Below are 24858 nucleotides of genomic sequence, written 5' to 3'. Positions count from 1 at the left end.
AAACTTGAGGTGAAATAGTATATGATGGGGCGAGTAACAATCAGTCATAATTTGGGGGAGGATTCAACGAATGTTTCCAATGTTTTCATTGACGAATACATGCAGGACGCAAATGATGCGCAGATTAAGATCTACCTCTTTCTTCTGCGTATGATGAGTGCCAATCTGCCCACCAGCGTTTCGGCACTTGCAGATAAATTCAATCATACTGAAAAAGACGTAATTCGAGCACTTAAATACTGGGAAAAGAAAGAGCTTATCACACTTGAATATGACGGTGCAGGAAATCTTACCGGAATCCACATGGAGGACATTGTTTCTCCTGCCAACTTCGGAAGAAGAAAGAGTGACACTGTTCTAAGATCTGTTCCTCCTATCCATGAAGTAACTGCTGAGGAGCACGAGCACGTCGCCAAGGAAGTCAAAAAAGCTCCGGCAAAGCCTAAATACTCTGCCGCTCAGCTTCGCGCTTTCAAAGAAGAGGAAGGCGCAGGAATCGTATTCCTTGCAGAACAGTATTTTGGAAGACCTCTCACTTCTACTGAAGCATTAACACTTTATTATATTCATGATGAGCTTAAATTCTCTGATGATCTGTTGGACTATCTGATGCAGTATTGCGTCGATAATCATAAAGCTGATTTCAGATACGTAGAAAAGGTGGCTATCAACTGGAATCAGGAAGGCATCAAAACGCCAAAACAGGCTCACGCGGAAATTTACAAACATGACCCTAATATTTTGGGAATCATGAAGGCCCTGGGTATGGAAAACAGTCCTACTGAGAAGGAAGGAAACTTCATCAGTTCTTGGCTTGGGGAGTTGGGATTTTCGATGGATATTATTATGGAAGCCTGTGACCGCACTGTTATGGCGACACAGAAGAATCGCTTAAAGTATTGCGACAGCATTCTTCGCAGCTGGCATGAAAAGAAGGCTAGTTCAAGGGAGGACATTGCCAGACTGGATGCAGACTTTACCGCTGATCTTAAGAAAAAGAGATCAAAGGCTTCCGTATCATCCATCACAAATAAAATCCGCTCTGACGAATCATATATTCGCCCCAGCGGCAGCCAGAATCGTTTTAATCAGTTCCAGCAGAATACATATGATTTTGCCGAACTCGAGAAACAGCTTCTGGACAACTAAGGTTACTTTTTAGAAATTCACTAAACTGTAACCCTCATAGCTCTTACTTGATTGGGGAATCAGATAAGAACTGCAGATAATATCAGCCCTGTACTTTTGGTTCGGCGGCGGCTTTTGCCTTCCCTGAAACACGTACAGGGCTATATTGTGTAAAGGTTACTGGAGGACAGACCATGGCATTAACTAATGCTCAGTACGATGAAATAATGCATGAATATGAAGAGAGACGCGCTCTTCACAGACAGGAACTGGAAGATAGACAGCGATATGTCTATGAAACAGTCGAAGGCTATAAAGAGCTTGAAGACGAAACAGCTTCTGCCAGCGTTTCTTTCGGCAAAAGACTTCTCTCAGGCGAGCGACTTGACCGCTCTGTTCTAAAACGCGAGCTCGAGGAACTTGCAAGACAAAAACTAATTCTTTTAACTGAAGCAGGTTTTTCTTCAGATTATCTTGATATGGGTTACACCTGTCAGGACTGTAAGGATACTGGTTACATTGGCAATGAAAAATGCCACTGTTTCAAACAGAAAATAATTGAAACACTCTATGATAAATCCAACTTGAGAATGCTTACAAAAAGCGCTAATTTCAGGCTTTTAACAGATAAATACTACCAGGGTGAGGACCTGAAAAAATTCCATGGCGCAGTAAAAGCTGCTGAAGAATTTATAAATAATTTTGGTTCTGACTACCAAAATCTATTTATTTATGGTACAGTGGGTACTGGCAAATCTTTCCTTTCGGTTTGTATTGCCAATGAACTTCTGAAAAAAGGCCATTCGGTGATATATTTCAGCTCAACGGGGTTATTTGAACTACTGGCTGAAAATTCATTTGACTACAAGAATAAGGGGGAACTTAGGGGGATCTATGAGGATTTGTACAATTGTGAGTTACTGATCATCGATGATCTGGGCACTGAACGTACAAATAGTTTTGTGGCTTCCGAGCTTTTCTCCTGTCTCAACGAACGCGACAACAGAAAAAAAGCGACGATCATTACCACAAATCTTTCTCTTGAACAATTGCAAAATACATACTCTGATAGAATTTTTTCAAGGATAACAAGTAATTTCAGACTCCTGAAACTTTCAGGTCAGGATATTAGAAAAATAAAGAAAATTGCAAGAAAAGAAAGCGAGGATTTTCAGTAATGCCAAAAAGAGAAGAGAAACGTAATCTGGAGACTATTCCTGTTGGATCTCTAGGAATTATTCCACTTAAGGGAGTTCAGTCCCTTGCAGAGAAAGTCGATTACTATCTCGTAAAATGGAGAGCAGAAAGGGAGAACGAACACAAGGGTAGCCTTGCATTTACAGGCTATGAGCGTCCTTCTTATATCTTGGAAGCCGAGGTACCAAGGTTTGGAACCGGTGAAGCAAAAGGTGTGATCAGGACTTCAGTTCGTGGAGATGACCTTTATCTTCTTGTAGATGTATGTAACTATTCACAGACCTATTCTCTTTTCGGACAAGAAAATCATATGTCTCCTGATGATCACTATCAGGATCTTAAAAGAATCATTGCAGCCGTTGGAGGCAAGGCAAGAAGAATCACTGTAATCATGCCATTCCTCTACGAGTCACGTCAGCACAAGAGAAGCTCAAGAGAATCTCTTGACTGCGCTATCGCTCTTCAGGAACTTGTGAACATGGGTGTTGATAATATCATTACCTTTGATGCACATGACCCAAGAGTTCAGAATGCTATTCCACTTAACGGTTTTGAAACCGTTCGTACAACATATCAGTTTATTAAGGCACTCCTTCGCAATGTCTGGGATCTTAAGATTGATTCAGATCACATGATGGTAATAAGCCCTGATGAAGGCGGAATGGGAAGAGCTATTTATCTTGCCAGTGTACTTGGCCTCGATGTAGGAATGTTCTACAAGAGACGTGACTACACACAGGTTGTAAACGGACGTAACCCTATCGTTTCACACGAGTTCCTCGGAACAAGCGTTGAGGGCAAGTCAGTTATCATCGTAGACGACATGATCTCATCAGGTGAGAGCATGCTCGATGTAGCAAGAGCTCTTAAAGAGCGTAAGGCTGCAAGAATCTACGCATTCTCAACATTTGGTTTATTCACAAGTGGTTTGGAAATCTTCGACAAGGCTTATGAAGAAGGTATCATCGACAGAGTATTTACAACAAACCTTGTTTACCAGACACCTGAGCTTCTCTCTCGTGAATGGTACATCAGCTGCGATATGAGTAAATACATCGCATACCTTATCGATACACTTAACCACGATGCATCAATCAGTGATCTTCTTAACCCTGTAGAGCGTATCAACAACATCATTGAGCGCTACAACACCGGAGAGCTTCGTGCTAGCCTTGAAGCCGAGAAAAAAATCTAAATTGTGAACAAGAAAGCAGGGAAAATGGGGCAAGTGCATCCGGCTCTCTGATAGATTTTTTGGTAATTTATTGAAACTCAAAAAGAAGGCCCAAAGACCTTTCATGTTATTCAGAACAGGTCTTTGAACCTTCTTTTTTTCATTTCATAAATTATTCCAAAAACTCTAAATCGAGCCAGCTACACTTGCCCCATTTCCCCTGCTTTCTTGAATCCACGTTTTTGATATTCTGCAAGGAATCAAGGTCGCACTATTAAGCGTCTTACTATTTATGAGTTAAGAAAAAGACTCTTAATATCCAAGAGGTTGTCGAGGCGTGCGTATAGTTTTCCACGGAGTTCTTCGTCGGGTTCTGTGAGGTCGGGGATCATGATGACGTTGCAGCCTGCGGAATATGCACTGTTTACGCCGTTTGGAGAGTCTTCTACTGCGAAAGTTTCCTTTGGGGATAATCCAAGCTGCTCGCAGGCATAGGCATAAATGTCGGGAGCAGGTTTTCCAAGCTCTACCATGTTGGCGCAGATTATCTTGTCGAAGTAGTCAAACAGGTCGATTTTCTTAAGATATCGCTCTGCTCTTGGATATTCATTGGCTGTGGCAAGGGCTGTTAGGATTCCATGTTCTCGAAGCCATGATAATATCTCTTTGGCGCCGGGCTTTAGAGGAATCCCCTGCTCTTTTATGAGTTCTTCAACAAGGCCTTTTCTATACTCCCTCACCTTTGCATAATCAAAGTCTTCTCCAAATACTTCCTTAAACCTCCTGGGAGCAAAAGGTCTTCCGAGGGACCTGAGTTCAAGGGCAAAATCCTTTGGGGCTTCATATCCAAAATGTGCAAAAGCTTTTGGCCATGCTATCTGATAATACTTCTCGGTATCAGTAAGCGTACCATCCAAATCAAATATCACGGCTTTTATATCATTAACTGGCATATCCACAATTCCTTACTTTTTTATCTGGCTTTTCCACAATTGAAAACATACTGAACCACAGATTCAAGAATCTCTGACTATTTAGAATCCCAAGTTGTCATTAACAAGGATCACATGGATACGGTCCTTGTGTCTTGAGAATCTTGTTATCAAAAACTGGCAGCAAATTGTATCAGGAGATTTGCAATTCATGCATGAACCTGTCTTGGCGCAAGGTGTAGAAAGGCCAAAACGCTGTGCGTTGATCGGTGCTGCTACGTTTCTTGCACGCTTCATAGCTCCATCAACATCATCACATATCTTGTTCATTCCAACTATGAAAAGAACATGCTTAGGGCCCTGCGCTATTGCAGAAACTCGGTTTGAATTGCCATCGATATTTACAATGACACCATCTTCCGTCATAGCATTGGCACTTACAAGGAAATAATCCGCATCATAAGCTGCAAGCATAGCTGCACGCTTATCTTCCATGGCGTCTCTGTCGATGAAGTTGTAGTTGCCTTTTTTAACTGCTTCTACAAGGCCTATCTCATGAGCGCTCATTGCTCCGCCCATAGATACGCTGCTGCCTTCAGGGATAAGCTCAAGTGCCTTCTTAAGAGCTTCCTCTTTGGTAGCTGCATAATAGCCTGTCATGTTTCTGGATTCAAGCCCCTTGATAACTTTTTGTGCCAACAATTCATTTCTCTTAAAAATGTTCTCGTTCATATCCTTCTCTCCTACTTTTGTCAAACAATCCACTATTAACTAACCAAGTACATTACACATCTCTTCTTGCCAAGAGACATTAACACCTTATCCCTGAAGTCCTGCTGACTGGCGGATCATATCCTCAACAACGATATCGTAGATCTCACCTATTGAGTTGCAGTATTCAAGGACCTTCCAAGGTTCATTGGTATGAAAATGAATCTTAACAAGATCTTCATCACCGGCAGCAATGAGGGAGTTACCCTCAATGTGCGCTGTGATGTAATCTGCGATCTCATCTTCATCAAGATCCTCATCTCTTCTATCAATCAAAAGCTGTGTATCATATCTGTACGCAAACTGATCGTCCTCAGCATCAATGCTATTAATTGGTTCCATTTTCCATTTCCTCCTTTGATCAAATGATTTTAGGGTCTCATACTTTTGCCCCGGTTATCATCAAATTCCTTTAAATGACATTACAAATGAAAGTTTCTTATCGTTTGGAAGAAGGAACTCTTCATGAGTTCTTGCTCCCCAGCTATCGTCCCCAGCAATTCCCATCTGAACAAGGCTGCATCTTACTATAGTCTTAAATACTCTTGGAAGCTCATAAGGATGCTTTGCTGCTTCCAGCTCATCAGGTGTATATGGAAGTGCGCTGAAATTCATGGTCATTGGAGCTTCAAATAAAAGACCTCTGCCCTTTCTGTCCACAACCTTGGCCCATCTTACATCTGTTCTGTTACCTGTCTCCTGTGGAACAAGGTAACTCTCCATGGCATCTGTTGTAGAAGTCTTGAACACACCAAGCTTTGCGCCCTTATTTCTGTCGCAGTAGTTCTCCTCAGGTCCGTTTCCATAGTATTCAACAAACTTGTACTCAGGACTTATTCTGAACATCATGCCATATTCAGGCATTGGAGTAAGTCCCTTTACAGGCTCATAATCTTCTTTTACCCATACTCTTCCATCACCTGTTACTGTATAAGTCACGTCTACAGATGAAGCAGGCGTTGTTGGAAGGAAGAATCTGTAAGTTAAGCTTACGCTGTTTTCCTCTTCCTTTATTACAGGATATGTCTTTCTCTCTTCCTCTGAACCGTTTACGTAACCTGTGCTGTCCTCAACTATCGGATAGTGAGTCATATAGCTGCTTGCAATCTTCCACTGAGCATATCTCTGAGGCATTCTGTTTCCGTTGTCGTTATCAACAGGCGCTCTCCAGAAGTTAGGTCTTGGAACCATATCAAGCATCTCTTTTCCCGCATAGTTGTAGGAAACAAGGCCATGATCTCTTGAGAAAAGAACTGAGAAATGATTGCCCTTTACTCCAATATTGAATGAACCTTTTACCACCTTGATCTTAGCGCATGAAATGTAGGTAGAAACTGCGTTTCTAAATACACCCTGTCCGAATGCGACTTCGTGGCCTCTCTCTGCCCAGCTTGTGTCATCGCGAAGTCTGAAGGAAACTGTTACCACATATTCATCCACCGGGAATGGGCCATTTTCATCATATGGATCAGCACCTACAACAGCCATTCTGTTAACGATTGCTTCCGGAAGATCATAGGTCTTTTCAGATAAAGGCTCTACGTCTGTAGCTATGAATCTTTCAAGGAGCTTTTTGCCATTTCTCTCAAGAGTGGCAACGCAGGTATATTCACTGGTATTGGTGAAAAGATTCTTATTTACCACCTTCACCTTATCTTTTTCCACATAAACCTTGATGCTCTGGTAGTTGAACTTAACTTCCTGCATCTTGGCATATTCTTTTCTCTGACCATCTACTATTCCATTTCCGGAGAAATTGAAATCTGTAGGTCTCTCGCCGTGGTCTCCGCCGTATGCCTGGTATTCTTCGCCAAAACAGTTGCGGCTTCTGATGGACTGATCAACGTAATCCCAGATAAATCCACCCTGATATCTTTCCTCTCTGTCGGCAAGGTCTGTGTATTTGAACATGCCTCCGTTTGAGTTAGCCATGGCGTGTGTGTACTCGCAGCAGATAAATGGCTTGTCAGGATGCTCTTTTAAGAACTTCTCTATGCTTGCAACAGAAGGATACATCTGGCTTTCCATATCGCTGGTGTCGTTGTAGGTTCTGTCATGGCAGATCCCCTCATAGTGAACAAGTCTGTCCGGATCAAGCTTTCTAAAAAGCTGACTCATCTCAAATGGAACTTTTCCACCGTGAGACTCATTTCCGATAGACCAGATAAGTACTGACGGGTGGTTCTTATCAAGCTGGTAGGTTGTATTCACCCTGTCCAGCATAACAGCCATGCAGTTGTCCCTGCTGCCCGGAATAGCGCCTGCAATGGCATCTTCCTGACTTGAAGCTGCAGACCAGCTTCCATGAGTCTCCATGTTGTTTTCAGCGATCATGTAAAGGCCATAGATGTCGCAGAGCTCATATATCTTGGAAGAGTTCTGATAATGACTGGTTCTTATGGCATTTATATTATTCTTTTTCATTGTAAGGATATCTAAAAGAGTATCCTCATCTGATACTACACGGCCACTGTCGCAGCAGAATTCATGCCTGTTAACACCTCTGAACACAATACGCTTTCCGTTGATAAGCATGATTCCGTTCTTCATTTCAAAGCGTCTAAAGCCCACGTTCTGGCGTACTACTTCGAGGTCCTCTCCATCTTCTCCTTTTATATGCAAAAGAAGCTGATAGAGCTGTGGATCCTCTGCGGTCCAAAGAACCGGATTCTGAACCTTCTCAGAGATCACAACTTCCTCATTATTAGCGACACTTCCCTTTACAACAGGATGGTTATTCCTCAAAAGCACGTAGTCAGTTGTTCCTGCTGCCCCATTGAGCTTAAGTGTTACTTCCAGCTCCGCCTCAGTAAGCTCCTCATTCAAAAGAGTTCTCACCTTAAGGTCATCGAGATGAACTGCCGGAATGAGCTTTAAGTACACATTTCTGTATATTCCTGAGAATCTAAAGAAATCCTGATCCTCCATCCAGCTTCCGGATGTCCATTTATAAACCTGAACGGCCATTTTATTTGTGCCCTCTTTGATAAATGGTGTCAGGTCAAACTCTGATGGTGTAAAAGTATCTCCGCTGTAGCCAACATATGCCCCGTTGAGCCAGAGAGCATATCCGCTCTCAACGCCCTCAAATACTACGTGTATCTCTTTTCCATTCCAATCATATGGAACCTCGAAGTACTTCACATAGCTTCCCACAGGATTGAACTCTTCAGGAATCTGTCCAAGTTCGATGTCCTCGTGACCGTCCCATGGATACTGCACGTTGATATATGCAGGAATGTCATAGCCTTCCATCTGCATATGAGCGGGAACATGGATATCATCCCAGAAATTGCAGTCATAATCTTCCTTCTCAAAACCAGCTATTGTAGCTCTATAGTTTTTTGCATAATGGAATTTCCAAAGACCATTGAGTGAAAGCTTAAGTGAGCTGACACCTGCCTCAAGCTCGTCACTGGAAGCGAAAGCCACATGATCAGAATGCGCAGGCAACACATTTTCTTTAAAAAACTCCGGGTCTTTTACCCTGTTAAAATCAAAATTCGCCATTACTTATTAACCCTCCGTAATATAGGTAATAAAATGATTTCCGTTATTTTCAAAAAGCTGCGCGGAATCATTCATTCCATATTTATAAACTGCACCGTTCATCGGATCCATGAGCACTGTATTGAGCTCATTAAATCCAATTACCAGCATAGCATCCCCATTATTTAAAAGACATATCACAGGAATATCCTGATTTACATAGTAAAGCATTGTAGACAGCGGACATCCGTCAAGATCCAGGACTCTGGCCTCAGTCAGGGAGTTCTCAAGGATCTGCTCAACGCCCATTCCATTAGCCAAAAGACCTTCCACATCCCTGTTAGTACCTCTAAACTGAAGCACCAGGTCGAGGCAGACTGCCACAGGATTCTGTGAAGTCATGTTCTCGTAGTTCTCTGCCATTCTGGTTATAGCCATTATCTGATTGGATCTTAAGAGATTTCCTTTTATCCATATGTATTCATTGTGATCAGAAGTGACTACTCCCGGAGCATCATTGGCATCAAGAACCGCCTTGGCAGGACTTGCATATATACGAACATCTCCGTCCAATCCGTAAACATAGTAAAGCGGATTTTTGTCGATATCTCTTTCTATCTTAATGTCCACATCTCTGTCACCCTCAAAGAGTGTCTGGTTAGGTGTAAGAACTCTGAGCTGCTTGGACTTTATCTCTGACTTTGTGGTGATCTGAACTATCTTCTCAAAGACATCTACAGAAGCCACATCTACTGTGTTATTGCCGCTCTCTACTTCCAGTGTATTCATTATCTGGTCGTCATAGGTGCTGACATAACCGGTGCCATCCTCGTTCTTTACAACTCTTGTTATCTTGAGCTGATTGCCATTTACCGTGACGCCTGTGATGTAGATTCCTTCAGGTGCATATCTTTCCAGCAGATTTCCATCACTGTCCTCGATCTTTAGGCAGTACATGGCGTAGATAGGATTACCCATCTGATCGTTCAGAACATCCTGCTCATGGACAAGACCATATATCAGGTCTTCCCCCATAAAGCCCAAAAGAACTATATAATCTCCGTCGTCTGCTGTGATCTCTGAAGTAGCTCTTGTGTTAAGGTTCATGAGCTGCAGACTCTTAAGGTCATCTTTCTGCCATGCTATGACATTTTGAGATTCAGATATCTTGTACTGACCAGTTCCGATATCGTCAACCACGGACTTTCCAGTCTTTTCAATCAGATCGATCTCATAGACATTCTGATCAAGCATGCAGTAGAACATCTCATTGTTGCTGGAATATGCAAGCCTGTCAAAATAGCTCATGAGAATCTCAGGGGAGCTTGAGCTGTTTACAAAAATCTGCTCCTCCACTGCGTTTAAAGAGGAATTATAGTCATATACTGCAATTCCGACTTCTCCCTCATGGATTCCTCTGTTCATGTAACCGGCTACCGCAAATTTAACATTGCCGGCTTCATCTACATTAAGGATCTTAATAAGATTCTTATTCCATCTGGTCCTTATGTCATCGTTGTCGCCGTCATAGAAGCCGAATATATAAGCGAGTCTGTTCTCTGAATTATTGAAAGCATAGAGCTTGTTTTCGCTGACAAAGGCAAATGCAGTTCCGCTGGCACTCTCCCTGAATTCAATATCAGGATCTTCAATTCCAAGAGCAATAGTATTTTTACCTACTGAATATGAATTATAGTCAAAGATATAGTTCATGGTTCTTTCAAAATTCAGCAGATACACTCTGTCAGATGTATATCTTACGCGATAATCCTCAACTATGTTGTAGGCCCTGGTATAGTTTCCATCCTTAAGAGCAACCCTGTACTGAAGCTCAATACAGGCAGTCTGTGAGTGGATATCTGTAATATAAACATCAGGGGTCGTGTGCTTGGTGATATTGAGGTCGCCCCATGTAACCTGGCTGAAACTGCTGTGGATATTTACCTTGTTAAAAGAAGTATTGTCTCCCTCTGAGTTAGACTCGAGGTACTTCGAATACTCTTTTGCCTCAGTCTTACTAAATGTGGCTTCAGAGAAACCAAGAACAAATGACAGACACTCGTCAAGGTTGTACTTTGCGCCGCTCTCCTGCCATACAACTCTTGTATAATATCTGGCTGTGCCACTTTCAGTTTCCATGACAAAAACCAGCATGTATTCTGTATCAGCTGTGATCAGGTCTTTTAGCTGTATGTTTCCTGTTATGTAATCGCTGTCCTCAGAATAGTCAGTAAGCTGTGTATTCTCAATAAGTCTGCTTCCGTCGATGCTTCTAAGCTCAAAACCAATGTTCCATACCTTACTGCCAAAGGTGTTTATCTTAAAGGAAAAGCTCCTGTCACCCTCAACAGGAAAGACAGTCCCTCTCATATAGTTCACATCAACTTCAGACAGATATCCGTGAAGAGGATCCACGTCACCTTCATCAGTTACAAGCATAACCACAGGAAGTGTTGCGGGCTGCATTCTTGCCGTCATATCCGCATTATCACCGTTTGAAAGTTTACTCAGCACAAACACCGCAATAACGAATATTACTATGGCATATATAGTTTTAATGATCGTAATTTTAACTAAATTATCTCGCATAATTGACTTTCATTTTTAATAATAGTAAGATTTTTCCAAAAGGAGGGCCCCTTATGGAAAAACCCATTCTTTATCGTAAACGCTTTATCCCGGATGAATGCCTTGAACTCAAAGAAGACATCATCCTCGATCAAACTGATTCTTTCATTGTTACAAAGTGGAGCACCATTCACCAAAGGTGCGACTTATCTCATGGTTATTCCTGTTATTATTTAGATCGCGGTTACAAGTTAAGCAAGTTCCTGAAAGAAGACGGATCCCTGCTCTGCTGGTACTGCGACATTATTACCTATGACTATGATAAAGAAAATAATAAGCTCTTAGTCATAGATCTTTTAGCCGATGTAAAAATATATCCAAACGGACTCATTAAGGTCGTAGATCTGGACGAACTCTCTGAAGCTTTTGAGAAAAGACTCATTGATGAGAATCTTCTTAAAAAGAGCCTGCTCACATTGAACAGACTCTTAAATGAAATCTACGATAATGGCATTGAGTCCCTGATAGGTCCAATTGAAAACGTAATTGCCAAAAATAATCAGTAAAAAACATGTCCTCCGATGTTAATGCCTGAAAGTCCAGGTACCGGAGTTCTAAAATAAACGCAGTTCCCGACGTTGGAGTATCCTGTCATGGCTTCATCTGCTGCCTGATAGCAGGATGCTGAAGCTCTTCCCTCTGCAAGTGCCAAGGCCAGCCTTCCGCTTGCAACAGGTGAAAACTGTTTGTTCTGATAGATAACTCCTACTACAGTATCAGGATACACAGAGCTAAGCACTCTGTTTATTACTACTGCGCCTACCGCAACCTTTCCTTCATAGGGTTCAGATCCTGCCTCGCAATATATAAGGTTGGCCAAAAGATATCTGTCGCCCTCAGCAAAAGTTACTTCTGAAATATCTCTCCACTTTGAAGCAGCTGCCAGTCTTGAGAGACGCATCTCCTCTGCAAGCTTTGCTTCAAGTGCCTTTATGTCAGCTTCCTGAGCTTTGATCTGCGCTTCCAGCTCTTCTGCTTTTGCCTCAGCATCTGAAATATCATTAGAATACTGCTTGATAGATCCGGAGGTCTGGCTTACAAGGCCGGAAACTCTGCTCTGTTCAGCTTTTTCTTTTACCTGATATTCCTCAAGCTGCTCCATTTCGCTCTCGAGAGTTGCTTCTTTTTCCTCAATGAGCTTTCTGGTCTCGATGTATTCCTCGAACTTTCTCTTATCATAAGCAGACAGCTCTTCGATAAAATGATTCTGATTGAGGAAGTCCGCAAAACTTCCCGCACTGAGGACCATGTCCCAAAGCATAAAGTTCTGTTTCTCATAGATAAACTGAACTCTCTTTTTCATGGATGCATACTGATCTGCTTCAGTATTTCTGGCAACTTCAAGCTCTGCCAGAGTATTCTCTATCTCAGTCTCTTTATCATCAATCTGCTCTTCAATTTCAGCCAGATTGTTACTTACTTCACTTAGCTGGCTGTTTAAGGAATTAAGCTGTCCCTGAAGAGAAGACTTTTCCTCATTCATCTCAGCGATGTCATCCTTGGTATTGTCAAGTTCGTTCTGGGACTGCTCTTTTTTTTCTTTTGCTTCCTCAAGCTGCTGCCTCGTGGTCTGCGTAGCGTAGCTTTTGACAGGAAAAAGAGTCAGCGTCATGAAACAGGAAGCTGCTGCCAAAGCCAAAAATAAAGCTCTTTTTCTATATTTAATTGTTATACCCCTGTCCCCTCTTTTTTTCATGCCGTCTTTGTATGGTCAAATTGTAATTTTTATACTTCTACCACTGGGCTGATACTGATAGTACCTTACTCCTGCTGCATCAAACATCTTCTTGGAAGCTCTGGTTGATGCAGAAGAGCTGTACTTATCACTGTCATAAACGACTGTCTTTATGCCGGCTTGGATAATAGCCTTGGCACACTCGTTGCATGGAAAAAGAGATACATATATCTTGGATCCTACAAGGCTTCCGCCTCTGTAATTAAGGATCGCGTTGAGCTCGCTATGTGTAACAAAAGGATATTTAGTTGAAAGTTCATCCTCGCCGTCGCGCTCCCAAGGAAAATCCTCATCGGCGCAGCCTTTAGGGAACCCGTTGTAGCCCATGGAAAGAATGTTGTTGTCCTCTGATACTATGCAGCTTCCCACCTGGGTGTTAGGATCTTTAGATCTGAGGGCTGCAAGCTTTGCAACTCCCATGAAATACTCATCCCAGGATATGTAGTCCTCTCTTTTCATGCGTCCTCCTTGAATCTTACTTGGTGCCAAATATTCTGTCACCCGCATCGCCGAGTCCTGGTACGATGTAGCCGTGCTCGTTAAGCTTCTCATCGAGGGAGCCTACGTAGATATCTACATCAGGATGTGCTTCCTGCATTGCTTTAAGTCCTTCAGGAGCTGCAATGATGCACATGAAGTGGATGTGGCTGCAACCTCTGTCCTTGAGCATCTGGATTGCTGCAACAGATGATCCACCTGTAGCGAGCATAGGGTCTACTACGAAGATCTCTCTCTCTGAAATGTCAGCAGGCATCTTGCAATAATACTCAACTGGCTTAAGTGTCTCAGGATCTCTGTAAAGTCCGATGTGGCCAACCTTTGCTGCAGGAATAAGTGCAAGCATACCGTCAACCATTCCAAGACCTGCTCTTAAAATAGGCACTACGCAAAGCTTTCTTCCCTTAAGTTCCTTAACTGTTGTCTTACAAATAGGTGTCTGAATTTCAACATCCTTAAGATTAAGATCTCTGGTTGCTTCATAGCAGATAAGCATTGCTATTTCACTGATAGTCTGTCTGAAGTCCTTTGTTCCTGTTTCAACTCTCCTGATCATTCCAATCTTGTGCTGAATCAGCGGATGATCCATAATAACTACTTTTCCCATATCTTCCTCCTGGTCTGTTTTATTAGTCTTCTATTTTTGATATTCTGCGACTGTGCTTTTCCATCTCTGAAAAAGGTGTGTCTAAAAATGTATCAACAATTTCAAGGGCCTGAACTTTTCCGATCATTCCACCGCCCATAGCAAGCATGTTTGCATCATTGTGCTCTCTTGTAAGTCTGGCTGTTGTCTTCTCTGAGCAGAGTGCACATCTGATTCCCTTAACCTTATTGGCTACTATTGAAATACCAATTCCAGTTGTGCAGATCACAATTCCTCTGTCGCACTCACCACTTGCAACGGCCTCTGCAGCTGCTCTTCCAAAGTCAGGATAATCACATGAGTTAAGGTCATAAGTTCCAAAATCCTTATACTCAAGTCCTCTCTCCTCAAGATGCTTTTTTACAGCCTCCTTAAGTTCAAATCCGCCGTGATCACTACCTAATGCTATCATTTTTACACCATCCCTTACTATTATAATACAGTCGTCTCAATGTCAAAAGAACTACTTAAAGCACAATAACATTGTGACCTGCTGCTTTTAAAAGCCTGTTCATTATAGCCTGACCGATTCCGTTTTCGTCAAAAGATTCAGAGAACATCACGTCCACATTCTCATCGTCAAACTCTCTTAATACCTTGAAAAGCTCATGAGCTATTGTACTTTCATCATCTCTGTTTCCAACGCTCTTTACTATATCTGCTTCATAGAGATTCTTGGTTGAATCTGTCCCTATTATTCCAACCCTCTTGCCTTCAGCTCTTGCCTCTTTTGCCTTGGCATTTATGTACTCTATTACTTTCTCCTGGCTTCCCTGAACTATTGCAAGGTCGCCCTTTGGAGCGTAGTGCTTGTATTTCATTCCGGGTGCCTTGGGCTTCTGAGTTGAAGTGCTGTCTATTATGGTTCTATCAATTGAAATTGTGCCAAGGACCTCTTTTAACATATCTGCTGTTATGTAACCCGGTCTTAAGATCATGGGCTCATCACTTGTGAGGTCTACAATAGTGGACTCAAGGCCTATTCCAACCTGGCCTCCGTCGATTATCATCTCAATCTTTCCGGAAAGGTCTTCCTCACAGTATCTTGCAACTGTAGGGCTTGGACGTCCTGATGTGTTGGCACTTGGCGCTGCAATAAATCCGCCTGCAGCATCGATAAGGCCAAGAGCTATCTTGTTGTTAGGCATTCTGATCGCTACAGTATCAAGGCCGCCTGTAGTCTCATAAGGAACCTTGTCATTTTTGTTCATTATCATTGTAAGTGGTCCCGGCCAAAAGGCAGCTGCAAGCTTTTTTGCAGCCTCAGGAACTTCTTTTACGATCTTTGCAACATCATCCATGTTTGAAACATGGACTATAAGCGGATTATCAGATGGTCTTCCCTTTGCCGCGTATATCTTTTTGGAAGACTCTGGGTTTAAGGCATCTCCGCCAAGACCGTACACTGTCTCAGTCGGGAATGCTACAAGGCCGCCCTTTTTCATGATATCCCCGGCTCTTTTAAGCTGTTTTTGGGCCTCTTCGTCTATATTACTTTCTTCTATAACTATAACTTCTGTTTCCACTTTCTTATTCCTCTACAAACTCAGCAATCTCATCCCATACATCGCTGGTCTCCATACCAATTGCCCACTCAGCAATTCCCGCAATACCGCTTGCTCTCATGGCATCAATCTTTTGACCTATTGAAGTAGCATCCTCCATCCAGATCTGATTGAAGGTTCCGTCAGATGATGTAAACTCACCGTAGTTCTGGCCCGCGTCTGCGTCCCACTCCATAGTGATTGAATGGCTGCTGATATACTCTTTTGCAACCTTCATTGATACAGCTTCACTTGAAAGAACTCCGCCTGATGTATGCCATATTCTGGTATAGAAAGGAACTGCATTGATAACCTTGGAAGCATCAACCTCTTTTAAGGTATTGATGATTCCGTTTTCTACATATGATAAAGAAGCAACTGAACCAGCCTCTGCAGAGCCTGCATAATGCTCATCATATCCCATGATTATGCAGTAGTCTGCAACGATTCCCTGCTCTTCAAGATCATAGTAGTCGTTAAAATTCATAGGTACATAGTTGTCTATTGAAAAGACAAGTCCTGCTTTTCTGCAGGCAATCGAAAGCTCTCTGACCAGTTCCACAAAAGACTGTCCGTCTTCTGCTGCCACTGTCTCAAAATCAAGGTTAACGCCGTCAGCTCCAACTTCCAGAGTCCTTGCAACTACGTTTTCTATGAAGTTTGCTCTGCTGCTTGCATGAGTTATAACTTCTGAAGTGGAAAAACCATCTCCACCAGTGAAGTTGTCCACAAGGGCCCATACTTCAATACCCATATTGTGGGCAGAAGTAACATAAGCTGCAGAAGCAATGCTGTTAATATTACCATCGTTATCTTTAAGAGCAAACCATGTAGGGCAAAGGACGTTTATCTTCTTGGTGTTCTCAACATAAGGGATAAGTGTCTCGTTACCGGCATATCCACCGATATTGTGGAAGCCCAGGTTTATCTTGTGATCTCTTGTAAGTGAAGTATATTCTTCAGGAACGTAATCAGTTACAGGAATAGGACTAAATGTTGTCTCGTTCTCAAGTCTCTTTTTCTCAACATATCCTATGTAAGAATCTGCGCTCTTTACCTTCACCCAGTCCTCAAGCTCTTCGAGGATAACAACTGTGTCTCCTGCAGAAAGCTCCTCAAGGATCTCACTCTTTACACCGCCGCGCTTTCTGAGCTGAGTGTTCTTTTTAATAGTAGCTACCTGCTGATCTTCCCAGCTTGTTGTCAGCTGTATATGATTAGGTTCGGTAAAAGCTTCGTAAGAAAAGTTGGTATATTTTTTTACATAATCAAGAGCGACAAGGAAAGTATCGCCTTCCATTCTTGATATAATATAGCCTTCATCACCAGAGCCACCGTCTGAATCTGACCAGGTGGATGTTCCAATATCACTTGTTATTATCTTAGTGGCTGTTGTATAAACAAGTGTACCATCTGCCTGTCCGTAGTAGAATCTGTCGTTTAAATACTTCTGTACTGAATCAAAATCCATGTAATAGGTATCATCTAAAAGAAATGCTCTCTCGCCTATTCTCTCGTTGCCAAGTATAATAGCAACATCACTGTCACCTGATATATCAAAATACTCGTTCAGATCTGCTTTCTCGTTGCTGTAAGAGTAATGCTGATACACAATCTGAAGTGCATAGATTCCTCCTATAATAAAAATAAGGGCGATTATAATAATCGCCGGAATCACCTTTTTCTTCATGTTCTAGCTCCTTTACAATCGCCCTATATTATATCAAACAATTAATCTTACGTCATTATGAAAGTATCTTATCCAATCATTACATTATATGTATGTTCATGGCGGGGTAGCCTCTTTATACAATTGATTGTTTTTTTGGATTTCAAAAGCCAAAAGGATTTTTATATGTGATAATTCCTTATCTTTATGTTTTGATATATTTCTTTCAAATTGACATATATTAATATAGTAAGATGCCAACGCCAAACCCTGTCTTGCAGCCATATTTTCTTATACAAAATATGGTATAATAGTATTAGGAAATACTACATTTGTTAATGCTCTATGTTGTTGGTAAAAATTTACTCGTTAATTGGGGATTTTATTTCGAAACTAAACATAAGACATCTATGAATAAATCATAGAAAAAAGAATAGTAGAAAATAAATAATACCCTGGATTAACCGCCTCCTTTCCGGGTTCATATACTCGGCGAGGCATCTCACAAGAAAACATGATAGCATTAAATTCTTAAGAAATACCATCGAAAATTCTTAAGATTTTCTTAAGATTTTAATTGCATAAAACCTATTGTGTATCTTTAAATTAAATAGTAAAATAAGCCGATATAAGTATTGACATAGGATACCATTTCACTTAGTATCTATGTATTCCAAAGTCAGGAGGTAAGCATCATGAAGATTGAAAAAGTCAATGATCACCAGATTCGATGCACCCTTACCAGAGATGACCTTGCGAAACGCGACCTTAAGATCACAGAGCTTGCGTATGGAACTGATAAAGCAAAAGAGCTTTTTCAGGACATGATGCAGCAAGCCAATTTAGAATATGGCTTTGATGCAGAGGATACTCCTCTAATGATTGAGGCAATCCCTATCAATTCTGAGTGCATTGTTCTTATCATCACAAAGGTAGACGATCCGGAAGAACTTGACACACGTTTTTCCAACTTTGCTCCTTCAGTTCATGAAGATGACGAAGAGGATGAGGACTACGACGAGTATGACGAGGACGAATATGAGGACGAGGAAGAAGATGTCTCCAGTCTTTTCAGAAGACTTCAGCACAGCAATATGTCCGATTTCCTGGATGGACCTCTTAGTTCATCTCCTCTGTCAGATTCCAAAAAGGTAAAAGAGAAAACCTCAGGCGCTCGCAAAAAAGGGCAGCCAAGCAGAAAAGGTTCAAGGATCTTTTCCTTTGACTCACTGCATGAAGTCATGAGATTCTCAAGTATAGTAAGCAGGAAATTCAATGGTACAAACACCCTTTATAAGAATGAAGCAAACGGTAAGTTCTATCTGATACTTCATCAGGGTGATATCGAAGATGGATTATTCGCCAACATCTGTTCTCTACTTACAGAGTATGGCAAGACAGAAATAGGAAGCACTGCTACACAGCAGTTCTTAGATGAGCATTATTCTATAGTTATTCCTGAAAATGCCATCCAGACGCTTTCTAAGATTTGATCTTTAATTTAATTTCAAGTTTAAAAAAAGACCGGTTCTTTCGAACCGGCCTTTTCTTTTATCTTTATTTTCTTATTACTGCTTTCCGTAAAGTGTAACAAGTTTTTCAAGATAAGCTCTGTGCTCCTTAGCATGCTCAGCTGCCATAGCATTGAGCTTAGCTGCTCTCTCAGGATTCTTGAGCTTAAGTGAAAGGTAACGAACCTCACCATCAAGGAAGCTCTGGAAGTCCTCTGTAGCTGGCTTAGAATCAAGTGTGAACTTGTTCTCTGCCTGAGGATTGAATCTGAACATATCCCAATATCCTGTAGCAACAGCCTTCTTCTCTTCGTCCATAACCTTGTTCATACCAGCCTTAAGACCCTGGTTGATACATGGTGCATAAGCGATGATAAGTGAAGGTCCTGGATAAGCTTCAGCTTCTTTGATTGCATTGATTGTCTGCTGCATGTTAGCACCCATAGCAATCTGTGCAACGTATACGTAGCCATAGCTCATAGCGATTGAAGCAAGGTCTTTCTGCTTAATCTCTTTACCACCTGCAGCGAACTGTGCAACAGCACCTGTAGGAGTAGCCTTTGAAGACTGTCCACCTGTATTTGAGTAAACCTCAGTGTTTACAACGAGAACGTTAACATCCTTACCGGAAGCAAGTACGTGATCGAGACCACCGAATCCGATGTCGAATGCCCATCCGTCACCACCGAAGATCCACTGTGACTTCTTAGCAGCAAAGTCTTTATTCTTTACAACGTACTTAGCAGCATCTGAAGTGTCGTTCTTAAGAGCCTCAACAAGAGCCTCTGTAGCTGCTGTGTTCTCAGAACCGATGTTGAATGTATCAAGCCACTTCTGAGCAGCATCCTTAGCAGCGCCGCCTGCAGCTACGATCTCTTCAACCTTCTCCTTGATTGCATCACGGAGAGCGTTCTGTGCAAGAACCATACCCATACCAAACTCAGCATTATCTTCGAACAGTGAGTTATCCCAAGCTGGGCCCTGTCCCTTAGCGTTTACTGTGTAAGGTGTTGAAGGTGATGAGTTACCCCAGATTGATGTACATCCTGTAGCGTTTGCAACGTACATTCTGTCACCAAAGAGCTGAGTAACAAGCTTAACGTAAGGTGTTTCACCACAACCAGCACAAGCTCCTGAGAACTCAAGGAGAGGCTGCTTGAACTGTGATCCCTTGATTGAGCCTTCACCGAACTTAGCAACAACGTCTTCCTTAATAGGAAGTGTTACAGCATAGTCGAAGTACTTCTGCTCATCCTTGTTAGCAGCGATAGCACCCATCTTAAGTGTCTCGCCCTTATTGTTACCAGGACATACATTTGCGCAAGATCCGCAACCTGTACAGTCAAGAGCAGAAATAACAACTGAATACTTATATCCATCCATTCCAGCAAGTGGCTTTGTCTGAAGTCCTTCTGGAGCCTTAGCGATCTCATCGTCTGTCATAGCGATTGTACGGATTGCTGCGTGAGGACATACAAGTGAGCAGAATCCACAACCGATACATGTTGAAGCATCCCAAGCAGGAACGTTTACTGCGATACCTCTCTTCTCGTATGCAGCTGATCCTGAAGGTGTAGCACCATCAACGTATGGAAGACAATCAGAAACCTTAAGTGTATTACCTTCCTGTGCATTAACCTTAGACTGGATGTTGTTAACGAAGTCGATAACATCCTTTCTTGATCCTTCTGCCTTCTTGAAGTCAAGACCTTCATCCTCAGCGTTAGCCCATGACTCAGGGATCTCAACCTTGATAAGGTTCTTTGGATCTGCACCGGCATCAATAGCTGCCCAGTTCTTCTTAACGACATCTTCACCCTTACGGCCGTATGTCTTCTGAGCTGCATCCTTCATGAACTTGATAGCATCTTCTTCAGGAATGATCTTTGTGATGTTGAAGAATGCTGACTGAAGGATTGTGTTAATTCTTGTAGGACCCATTCCAACTTCAACACCGATCTTAGAACCATTCATGATGTAGAAGTTGATCTTGTGATCATACATGAACTTCTTAACCTGTCCAGGGATCTCAGCATCAAGCTGATCTACTGTCCATGGGCAGTTGAGAAGGAATGAACCTCCATCAACAAGTTCCTGAACCATGTTGAACTTGCGGATGTATGAAGGATTGTGGCAAGCTACGAAGTCAGCCTTCTTGATGAGGTAAGTTGACTTAATAGGCTTCTTACCAAATCTAAGGTGAGACATTGTAACACCACCAGACTTCTTAGAGTCATAGTCAAAGTATGCCTGAGCATACATGTCTGTGTTATCACCAATGATCTTGATTGAGTTCTTGTTAGCACCAACAGTACCATCAGCACCAAGGCCCCAGAACTTACAGTTTGTTGTTCCCTCTGGAGTTGTAACAAGAGGTGCACCAGCATCAAGTGAAAGATTTGTTACATCATCTTCGATACCGATTGTGAACTCTTCCTTCTTGTCATTTTCAAATACTGCAACAATCTGTGCAGGTGTTGTGTCCTTAGAACCAAGGCCATAACGTCCACAGAATACAGGAACTGACTCAAACTTTGTTCCCTTAAGAGCTGCGATAACATCGAGAGCAAGTGGCTCACGATATGATCCAGGCTCTTTTGTTCTATCAAGAACTTCGATTCTCTTAACTGAATCAGGGATTGCAGCAACAAGTGCCTTAGCTGAGAATGGTCTGTAAAGTCTAACCTTTACAACACCAACCTTCTTGCCCTGTTTCTCAAGGTAATCGATTGTCTCTTCGATTGTATCGTTTACAGAACCCATAGCTACGATAACTACTTCTGCGTTAGGATCACCATAGTAGTTGAAGAGCTTGTAATCTGTACCAATCTTAGCGTTAACCTTATCCATGTACTTCTGAACGATTTCAGGAAGTTCGTTGTAACCTGTGTTACAAGCTTCTCTTGTCTGGAAGAAGATGTCAGGGTTCTGAGCTGAGCCCATCTGGCATGGGTGGTTAGGATTAAGAGCGTTAGCCTTGAATGCATCGATTGCATCATGGTTAACCATCTCGTCGAGATCCTTGTAGTCCCAAACCTCGATCTTCTGAATTTCGTGTGATGTACGGAATCCATCAAAGAAGTTAATGAAAGGAATTCTACCCTCGATTGCTGCGCAGTATGCAACAGGTGTTAAGTCCATAACTTCCTGTACGCTAGAATCGCAAAGCATTGCAGCACCAGTCTGACGGCAAGCGTAAACGTCTGAGTGATCACCGAAAATGTTAAGTGCATGAGAAGCTACGCAACGAGCTGATACGTTGAACACGCCAGGGAGTCTCTCACCTGCAACCTTGTAAATATCAGGAATCATAAGAAGAAGTCCCTGAGAAGCTGTATATGTAGATGTAAGAGCACCTACTACCAGCGATCCGTGTACAGCACCTGCTGCACCGGCTTCAGACTGCATCTCTGTAATCTGAACAGTACGGCCGAAAATATTCTTCTTTCCAGCTGTTGCCCACTCATCTACATGCTCTGGCATAACAGATGATGGAGTGATCGGGTACATAGCGGCAACTTCAGTAAACGCATATGATGCATATGCAGCAGCTTCGTTACCGTCCATGGTTTTCATGTTTCTTGCCATTTTGTTTCCTCCTACCTTATTTTTGGATTATTTTGGCTCTTTATTAAATTGTCGCACAAAAACACCGTTCACACCCCTTTTCCTCCCTAGAAAAAAGCCAATGTGACGGAGAGAATTGCACGTATTCTGCCGAATTCAATAGTACCACAGATTACCTATATTGTCAGCCAATTTATTTTTATTTAATTATTTCATCTGATAAAAGTTTTCGATTATAGTATTGTAAAAACAGTTCTCTTATTATAAGATATTTTTGTATCAAAGATTGGTAACGGCAAAGCCAATCTGTTTTTTGCTACACAATTTATTTTTTCTATATGGAAGGAGACTAGTATTATGGCATACGTTATTAGTGATGGTTGCATCAGCTGCGGTTCTTGTGCTGCACAGTGCCCTGTTTCAGCTATTTCTCAGGGAGATACACAGTACGTTATCGACGCAAACACATGCATCGACTGCGGATCATGCGCAGCTCAGTGCCCTGTTTCAGCAATCGCTCAGGGTTAATCGTAAAAAACAAGAGCTTCCCAAATGGGAAGCCCTTTTTTTATGCCCTTAATGTCCTCTTTCCAAATTTGCAAACTTGGTATACTGAGGAAGCCAAAGCAGCTCAACTGTGCCGATTGGGCCGTGACGCTGTTTTGCAATAATAATCTCTGCAACACCTTTTTTCTCTGTGTCTTTATTGTAATAGTCATCTCTGTAGATGAACATTACCATATCCGCATCCTGCTCGATGGCTCCGGACTCTCGAAGGTCTGAAAGCATGGGTCTGTGGTCAGGCCTTTGCTCAACTGCTCGGGAGAGCTGTGAAAGAGCTATGACAGGGACATTGAGCTCTCTGGCAAGAGCCTTGAGAGATCTTGAAATCTCTGAAATCTCCTGCTGTCTTGATTCAGAGCTTCTTCCTGTTCCACCTGACATAAGCTGCAAATAGTCGATCATAATAACCTGAAGGTCAAACTCCATCTTATATTTACGACACTTGGACCTAAGCTCCTGGATTGAAATACTCGGCGTATCGTCAATTATCAGTTTTGAAGATCCGATGACATCGGCACTCTCAATAAGTTTTTCCCAGTCCATATCTGACATATTACCGGTTCTGATATGCTGAGAATCTACGTGTGATTCCATGGAAAGGAGACGGTTAACGAACTGCTCCTTTGACATTTCCAGTGAAAACATGGCAACGCACTTGTTGTCATGAAAGGCCATGTGTTCAGCTATGTTAAGAACAAAGGCTGTTTTACCCATGGCAGGTCTGGCTGCAATGAGGATAAGGTCAGAAGGCTGGAAACCTGCTGTGTTGTAGTCAAGGTCTGTAAAGCCTGTGGCGTGACCTGTAACATTGCCCTTCATCTTGCTGGCAATCTCAATTCTGTTAAGGGCATTCATTACAACCTGATCGATTGAAACGAAGTCGCCTGTATTGCGCTTTTGTGTGATCTGGAAAACATTCTTTTCAACGTCATTGAGGATGCCTTCCATGTTCTCACCGCCCGCATAGCAGTTGTTGATAGTATCTTCACTTACGTGGATAAGCTTACGGAGTGTGGACTTATCTGCTACTATCTGCGCATAGTATTTAACGTTTGCAGACGTAGGTACCGCAGAAACAAGCTCGCCGATGTATTCAACACTGCTCACATTCGGCGGAACATTTTTTTCACGGAGGCGGTTCTGAAGTGTTACCACATCAACTGCGCTACCTTCTCTATTCAGTTCAACCATGGTCTCAAAGATCGTTCCCAGCTGCCTGTTATAGAAATCATCTGCTGTCACAATCTCTGCTGCTATCTCAATAGCATCTTTATCCATGAGCATCGCACCAACTACAGACTGCTCTGCTTCCAGACTGTTAGGTGCGACACGTTTTAACAGTGTCTCATCAGCCATTTTACTGTTCCTTTACGCTAACCTTTAATGTGGTTGTAACCTGTGGATGGAGCTTTACAGGAATCTCATATGTACCAAAAGCCTTGATAGGTTCAGGCATCTGAAGTTTCTTTTTATCAATATCAAATCCAAACTGCTGCTTGGCTGCTGTAACTATTTCTTTTGAAGAAACGGATCCGAATACTCTTCCGCCCTCGCCGGCCTTCATTGTAAGCTGAACTGTTTCCTTACTGATTCTCTCGCCGTAAGCCTGAGCTTCCTCGAGAGCGTGCTGGGCGTTGATGGAATCTCTTTTCTGCTGATTCTTAAGCTCATTTAAGTTTTTCTGAGTAGCTTCTACTCCAAGATTTTTAGGAAGTACGAAGTTTCTGGCATAGCCATCGCTTACCTTTACAATCTGTCCTTTTTTTCCAAGAGACTTAACGTCTTCTAATAAAATAACCTGCATC

Annotated in this window: 20 protein-coding genes; 6 read left to right on the top strand and 14 right to left on the bottom strand. The window is 42.2% G+C overall.

Annotated elements, in window-relative coordinates:
- Positions 1 to 21: 21 nt before the first annotated feature.
- The 3 genes from C4S54_RS10650 to C4S54_RS10640 all read left to right on the top strand — a co-directional run bounded on the left by C4S54_RS10650 (position 22) and on the right by C4S54_RS10640 (position 3520).
- Positions 22 to 1149 carry a DnaD domain protein gene (locus tag C4S54_RS10650; RefSeq protein ID WP_242973789.1) on the top strand — a complete coding sequence of 376 codons (1128 nt, stop codon included), beginning with the start codon at positions 22 to 24 and terminating at the stop codon, positions 1147 to 1149.
- A gap of 173 nt (positions 1150 to 1322) precedes the next feature.
- Entirely contained in the window at positions 1323 to 2306 is a 984-nt protein-coding gene (locus tag C4S54_RS10645) for an ATP-binding protein (RefSeq protein WP_022775226.1), read from the top strand.
- Entirely contained in the window at positions 2306 to 3520 is a 1215-nt protein-coding gene (locus C4S54_RS10640) for a ribose-phosphate pyrophosphokinase (protein WP_103869519.1), read from the top strand. Before C4S54_RS10645 ends, C4S54_RS10640 begins: the two co-directional genes overlap by 1 nt.
- Positions 3521 to 3789: 269 nt before the next feature.
- On the opposite strand, the gene C4S54_RS10635 is transcribed toward C4S54_RS10640, so the two are convergent.
- From C4S54_RS10635 to C4S54_RS10615, 5 genes are all read right to left on the bottom strand, one after another.
- Complete coding sequence (locus C4S54_RS10635; RefSeq protein WP_103869518.1) at positions 3790 to 4452, bottom strand: HAD family hydrolase; 663 nt, start codon at positions 4450 to 4452, stop codon at positions 3790 to 3792.
- 81 nt (positions 4453 to 4533) lie between these two features.
- Complete coding sequence (locus tag C4S54_RS10630; protein WP_103869517.1) at positions 4534 to 5163, bottom strand: lactate utilization protein; 630 nt, start codon at positions 5161 to 5163, stop codon at positions 4534 to 4536.
- An 87-nt stretch (positions 5164 to 5250) separates the two neighbouring features.
- The gene (locus tag C4S54_RS10625; protein ID WP_022775231.1) at positions 5251 to 5544 is read right to left on the bottom strand and encodes a hypothetical protein; all 294 of its coding nucleotides are present in this window, start codon (positions 5542 to 5544) and stop codon (positions 5251 to 5253) included.
- A gap of 60 nt (positions 5545 to 5604) precedes the next feature.
- On the bottom strand, positions 5605 to 8712 hold the full coding sequence (locus tag C4S54_RS10620) for a glycoside hydrolase family 2 TIM barrel-domain containing protein (RefSeq protein ID WP_103869516.1): 3108 nt from the start codon (positions 8710 to 8712) through the stop codon (positions 5605 to 5607).
- 6 nt (positions 8713 to 8718) lie between these two features.
- The gene (locus tag C4S54_RS10615; RefSeq protein WP_103869515.1) at positions 8719 to 11280 is read right to left on the bottom strand and encodes a hypothetical protein; all 2562 of its coding nucleotides are present in this window, start codon (positions 11278 to 11280) and stop codon (positions 8719 to 8721) included.
- A gap of 53 nt (positions 11281 to 11333) precedes the next feature.
- Here C4S54_RS10615 and C4S54_RS10610 point away from each other — a divergent pair, with 53 nt between their 5' ends.
- Positions 11334 to 11825 (top strand): DUF402 domain-containing protein, encoded by a 492-nt coding sequence (locus C4S54_RS10610; protein WP_103869514.1) that lies wholly within the window; start codon positions 11334 to 11336, stop codon positions 11823 to 11825.
- Here the strand turns inward: C4S54_RS10610 and C4S54_RS10605 are convergent.
- Genes C4S54_RS10605 through C4S54_RS10580 form a run of 6 tightly spaced genes read right to left on the bottom strand, consistent with a single transcriptional unit; the run spans position 11819 to position 17432 of the window.
- On the bottom strand, positions 11819 to 13015 hold the full coding sequence (locus tag C4S54_RS10605) for a cell wall hydrolase (protein WP_242973788.1): 1197 nt from the start codon (positions 13013 to 13015) through the stop codon (positions 11819 to 11821). The genes C4S54_RS10610 and C4S54_RS10605 overlap by 7 nt on opposite strands.
- Before the next feature lie 15 nt (positions 13016 to 13030).
- On the bottom strand, positions 13031 to 13513 hold the full coding sequence (locus tag C4S54_RS10600) for a deoxycytidylate deaminase (protein WP_022775238.1): 483 nt from the start codon (positions 13511 to 13513) through the stop codon (positions 13031 to 13033).
- Between the two features lie 16 nt (positions 13514 to 13529).
- Positions 13530 to 14159 carry a uracil phosphoribosyltransferase gene (upp, locus tag C4S54_RS10595; protein WP_022775239.1) on the bottom strand — a complete coding sequence of 210 codons (630 nt, stop codon included), beginning with the start codon at positions 14157 to 14159 and terminating at the stop codon, positions 13530 to 13532.
- A gap of 22 nt (positions 14160 to 14181) precedes the next feature.
- Positions 14182 to 14610, bottom strand: coding sequence for a ribose 5-phosphate isomerase B (gene rpiB / locus C4S54_RS10590; RefSeq protein ID WP_022775241.1), 429 nt, complete (start codon positions 14608 to 14610; stop codon positions 14182 to 14184).
- Positions 14611 to 14665: 55 nt separating this feature from the next.
- A complete protein-coding gene (locus C4S54_RS10585) occupies positions 14666 to 15724 on the bottom strand; it encodes an L-threonylcarbamoyladenylate synthase (protein ID WP_103869513.1) in 1059 nt (352 codons plus the stop codon).
- 4 nt (positions 15725 to 15728) lie between these two features.
- On the bottom strand, positions 15729 to 17432 hold the full coding sequence (locus tag C4S54_RS10580; RefSeq protein WP_103869512.1) for a glycosyl hydrolase family 18 protein: 1704 nt from the start codon (positions 17430 to 17432) through the stop codon (positions 15729 to 15731).
- Positions 17433 to 18106: 674 nt separating this feature from the next.
- Between C4S54_RS10580 and C4S54_RS10575 the strand changes: the two genes are divergently transcribed.
- On the top strand, positions 18107 to 18904 hold the full coding sequence (locus tag C4S54_RS10575; protein ID WP_103869511.1) for an adaptor protein MecA: 798 nt from the start codon (positions 18107 to 18109) through the stop codon (positions 18902 to 18904).
- 75 nt (positions 18905 to 18979) lie between these two features.
- Here the strand turns inward: C4S54_RS10575 and nifJ are convergent, their stop codons facing one another.
- On the bottom strand, positions 18980 to 22510 hold the full coding sequence (gene nifJ, locus C4S54_RS10570) for a pyruvate:ferredoxin (flavodoxin) oxidoreductase (protein WP_103869510.1): 3531 nt from the start codon (positions 22508 to 22510) through the stop codon (positions 18980 to 18982).
- A gap of 336 nt (positions 22511 to 22846) precedes the next feature.
- Between nifJ and C4S54_RS10565 the strand changes: the two genes are divergently transcribed.
- Entirely contained in the window at positions 22847 to 23017 is a 171-nt protein-coding gene (locus C4S54_RS10565; RefSeq protein WP_022775247.1) for a DUF362 domain-containing protein, read from the top strand.
- A gap of 48 nt (positions 23018 to 23065) precedes the next feature.
- Here the strand turns inward: C4S54_RS10565 and dnaB are convergent, their stop codons facing one another.
- Together dnaB and rplI are read right to left on the bottom strand one after the other, a co-directional pair.
- The gene (dnaB, locus tag C4S54_RS10560; RefSeq protein WP_103869509.1) at positions 23066 to 24409 is read right to left on the bottom strand and encodes a replicative DNA helicase; all 1344 of its coding nucleotides are present in this window, start codon (positions 24407 to 24409) and stop codon (positions 23066 to 23068) included.
- A 1-nt stretch (position 24410) separates the two neighbouring features.
- On the bottom strand, positions 24411 to 24857 hold the full coding sequence (gene rplI, locus C4S54_RS10555) for a 50S ribosomal protein L9 (RefSeq protein ID WP_022775249.1): 447 nt from the start codon (positions 24855 to 24857) through the stop codon (positions 24411 to 24413).
- Position 24858: the final 1 nt, after the last annotated feature.

The sequence above is a fragment of the Butyrivibrio sp. Su6 genome, from assembly GCF_900108105.1.
Lineage (GTDB): Bacteria > Bacillota > Clostridia > Lachnospirales > Lachnospiraceae > Butyrivibrio.
The sequence above is the reverse complement of the archived record's forward strand: the minus strand, read 5'-3'. Positions and strand labels throughout refer to the sequence as shown.

Bases quoted from the DNA above. Each gene is read 5' to 3' on its own strand.
- C4S54_RS10650 (WP_242973789.1), top strand. From the start codon at position 22: ATGATGGGGCGAGTAACAATCAGTCATAATTTGGGGGAGGATTCAACG.
- C4S54_RS10645 (WP_022775226.1), top strand. From the start codon at position 1,323: ATGGCATTAACTAATGCTCAGTACGATGAAATAATGCATGAATATGAA.
- C4S54_RS10640 (WP_103869519.1), top strand. From the start codon at position 2,306: ATGCCAAAAAGAGAAGAGAAACGTAATCTGGAGACTATTCCTGTTGGA.
- C4S54_RS10635 (WP_103869518.1), bottom strand. From the start codon at position 4,452: ATGCCAGTTAATGATATAAAAGCCGTGATATTTGATTTGGATGGTACG.
- C4S54_RS10630 (WP_103869517.1), bottom strand. From the start codon at position 5,163: ATGAACGAGAACATTTTTAAGAGAAATGAATTGTTGGCACAAAAAGTT.
- C4S54_RS10625 (WP_022775231.1), bottom strand. From the start codon at position 5,544: ATGGAACCAATTAATAGCATTGATGCTGAGGACGATCAGTTTGCGTAC.
- C4S54_RS10620 (WP_103869516.1), bottom strand. From the start codon at position 8,712: ATGGCGAATTTTGATTTTAACAGGGTAAAAGACCCGGAGTTTTTTAAA.
- C4S54_RS10615 (WP_103869515.1), bottom strand. From the start codon at position 11,280: ATGCGAGATAATTTAGTTAAAATTACGATCATTAAAACTATATATGCC.
- C4S54_RS10610 (WP_103869514.1), top strand. From the start codon at position 11,334: ATGGAAAAACCCATTCTTTATCGTAAACGCTTTATCCCGGATGAATGC.
- C4S54_RS10605 (WP_242973788.1), bottom strand. From the start codon at position 13,015: ATGAAAAAAAGAGGGGACAGGGGTATAACAATTAAATATAGAAAAAGA.
- C4S54_RS10600 (WP_022775238.1), bottom strand. From the start codon at position 13,513: ATGAAAAGAGAGGACTACATATCCTGGGATGAGTATTTCATGGGAGTT.
- upp (WP_022775239.1), bottom strand. From the start codon at position 14,159: ATGGGAAAAGTAGTTATTATGGATCATCCGCTGATTCAGCACAAGATT.
- rpiB (WP_022775241.1), bottom strand. From the start codon at position 14,610: ATGATAGCATTAGGTAGTGATCACGGCGGATTTGAACTTAAGGAGGCT.
- C4S54_RS10580 (WP_103869512.1), bottom strand. From the start codon at position 17,432: ATGAAGAAAAAGGTGATTCCGGCGATTATTATAATCGCCCTTATTTTT.
- C4S54_RS10575 (WP_103869511.1), top strand. From the start codon at position 18,107: ATGAAGATTGAAAAAGTCAATGATCACCAGATTCGATGCACCCTTACC.
- nifJ (WP_103869510.1), bottom strand. From the start codon at position 22,510: ATGGCAAGAAACATGAAAACCATGGACGGTAACGAAGCTGCTGCATAT.
- C4S54_RS10565 (WP_022775247.1), top strand. From the start codon at position 22,847: ATGGCATACGTTATTAGTGATGGTTGCATCAGCTGCGGTTCTTGTGCT.
- dnaB (WP_103869509.1), bottom strand. From the start codon at position 24,409: ATGGCTGATGAGACACTGTTAAAACGTGTCGCACCTAACAGTCTGGAA.
- rplI (WP_022775249.1), bottom strand. From the start codon at position 24,857: ATGCAGGTTATTTTATTAGAAGACGTTAAGTCTCTTGGAAAAAAAGGA.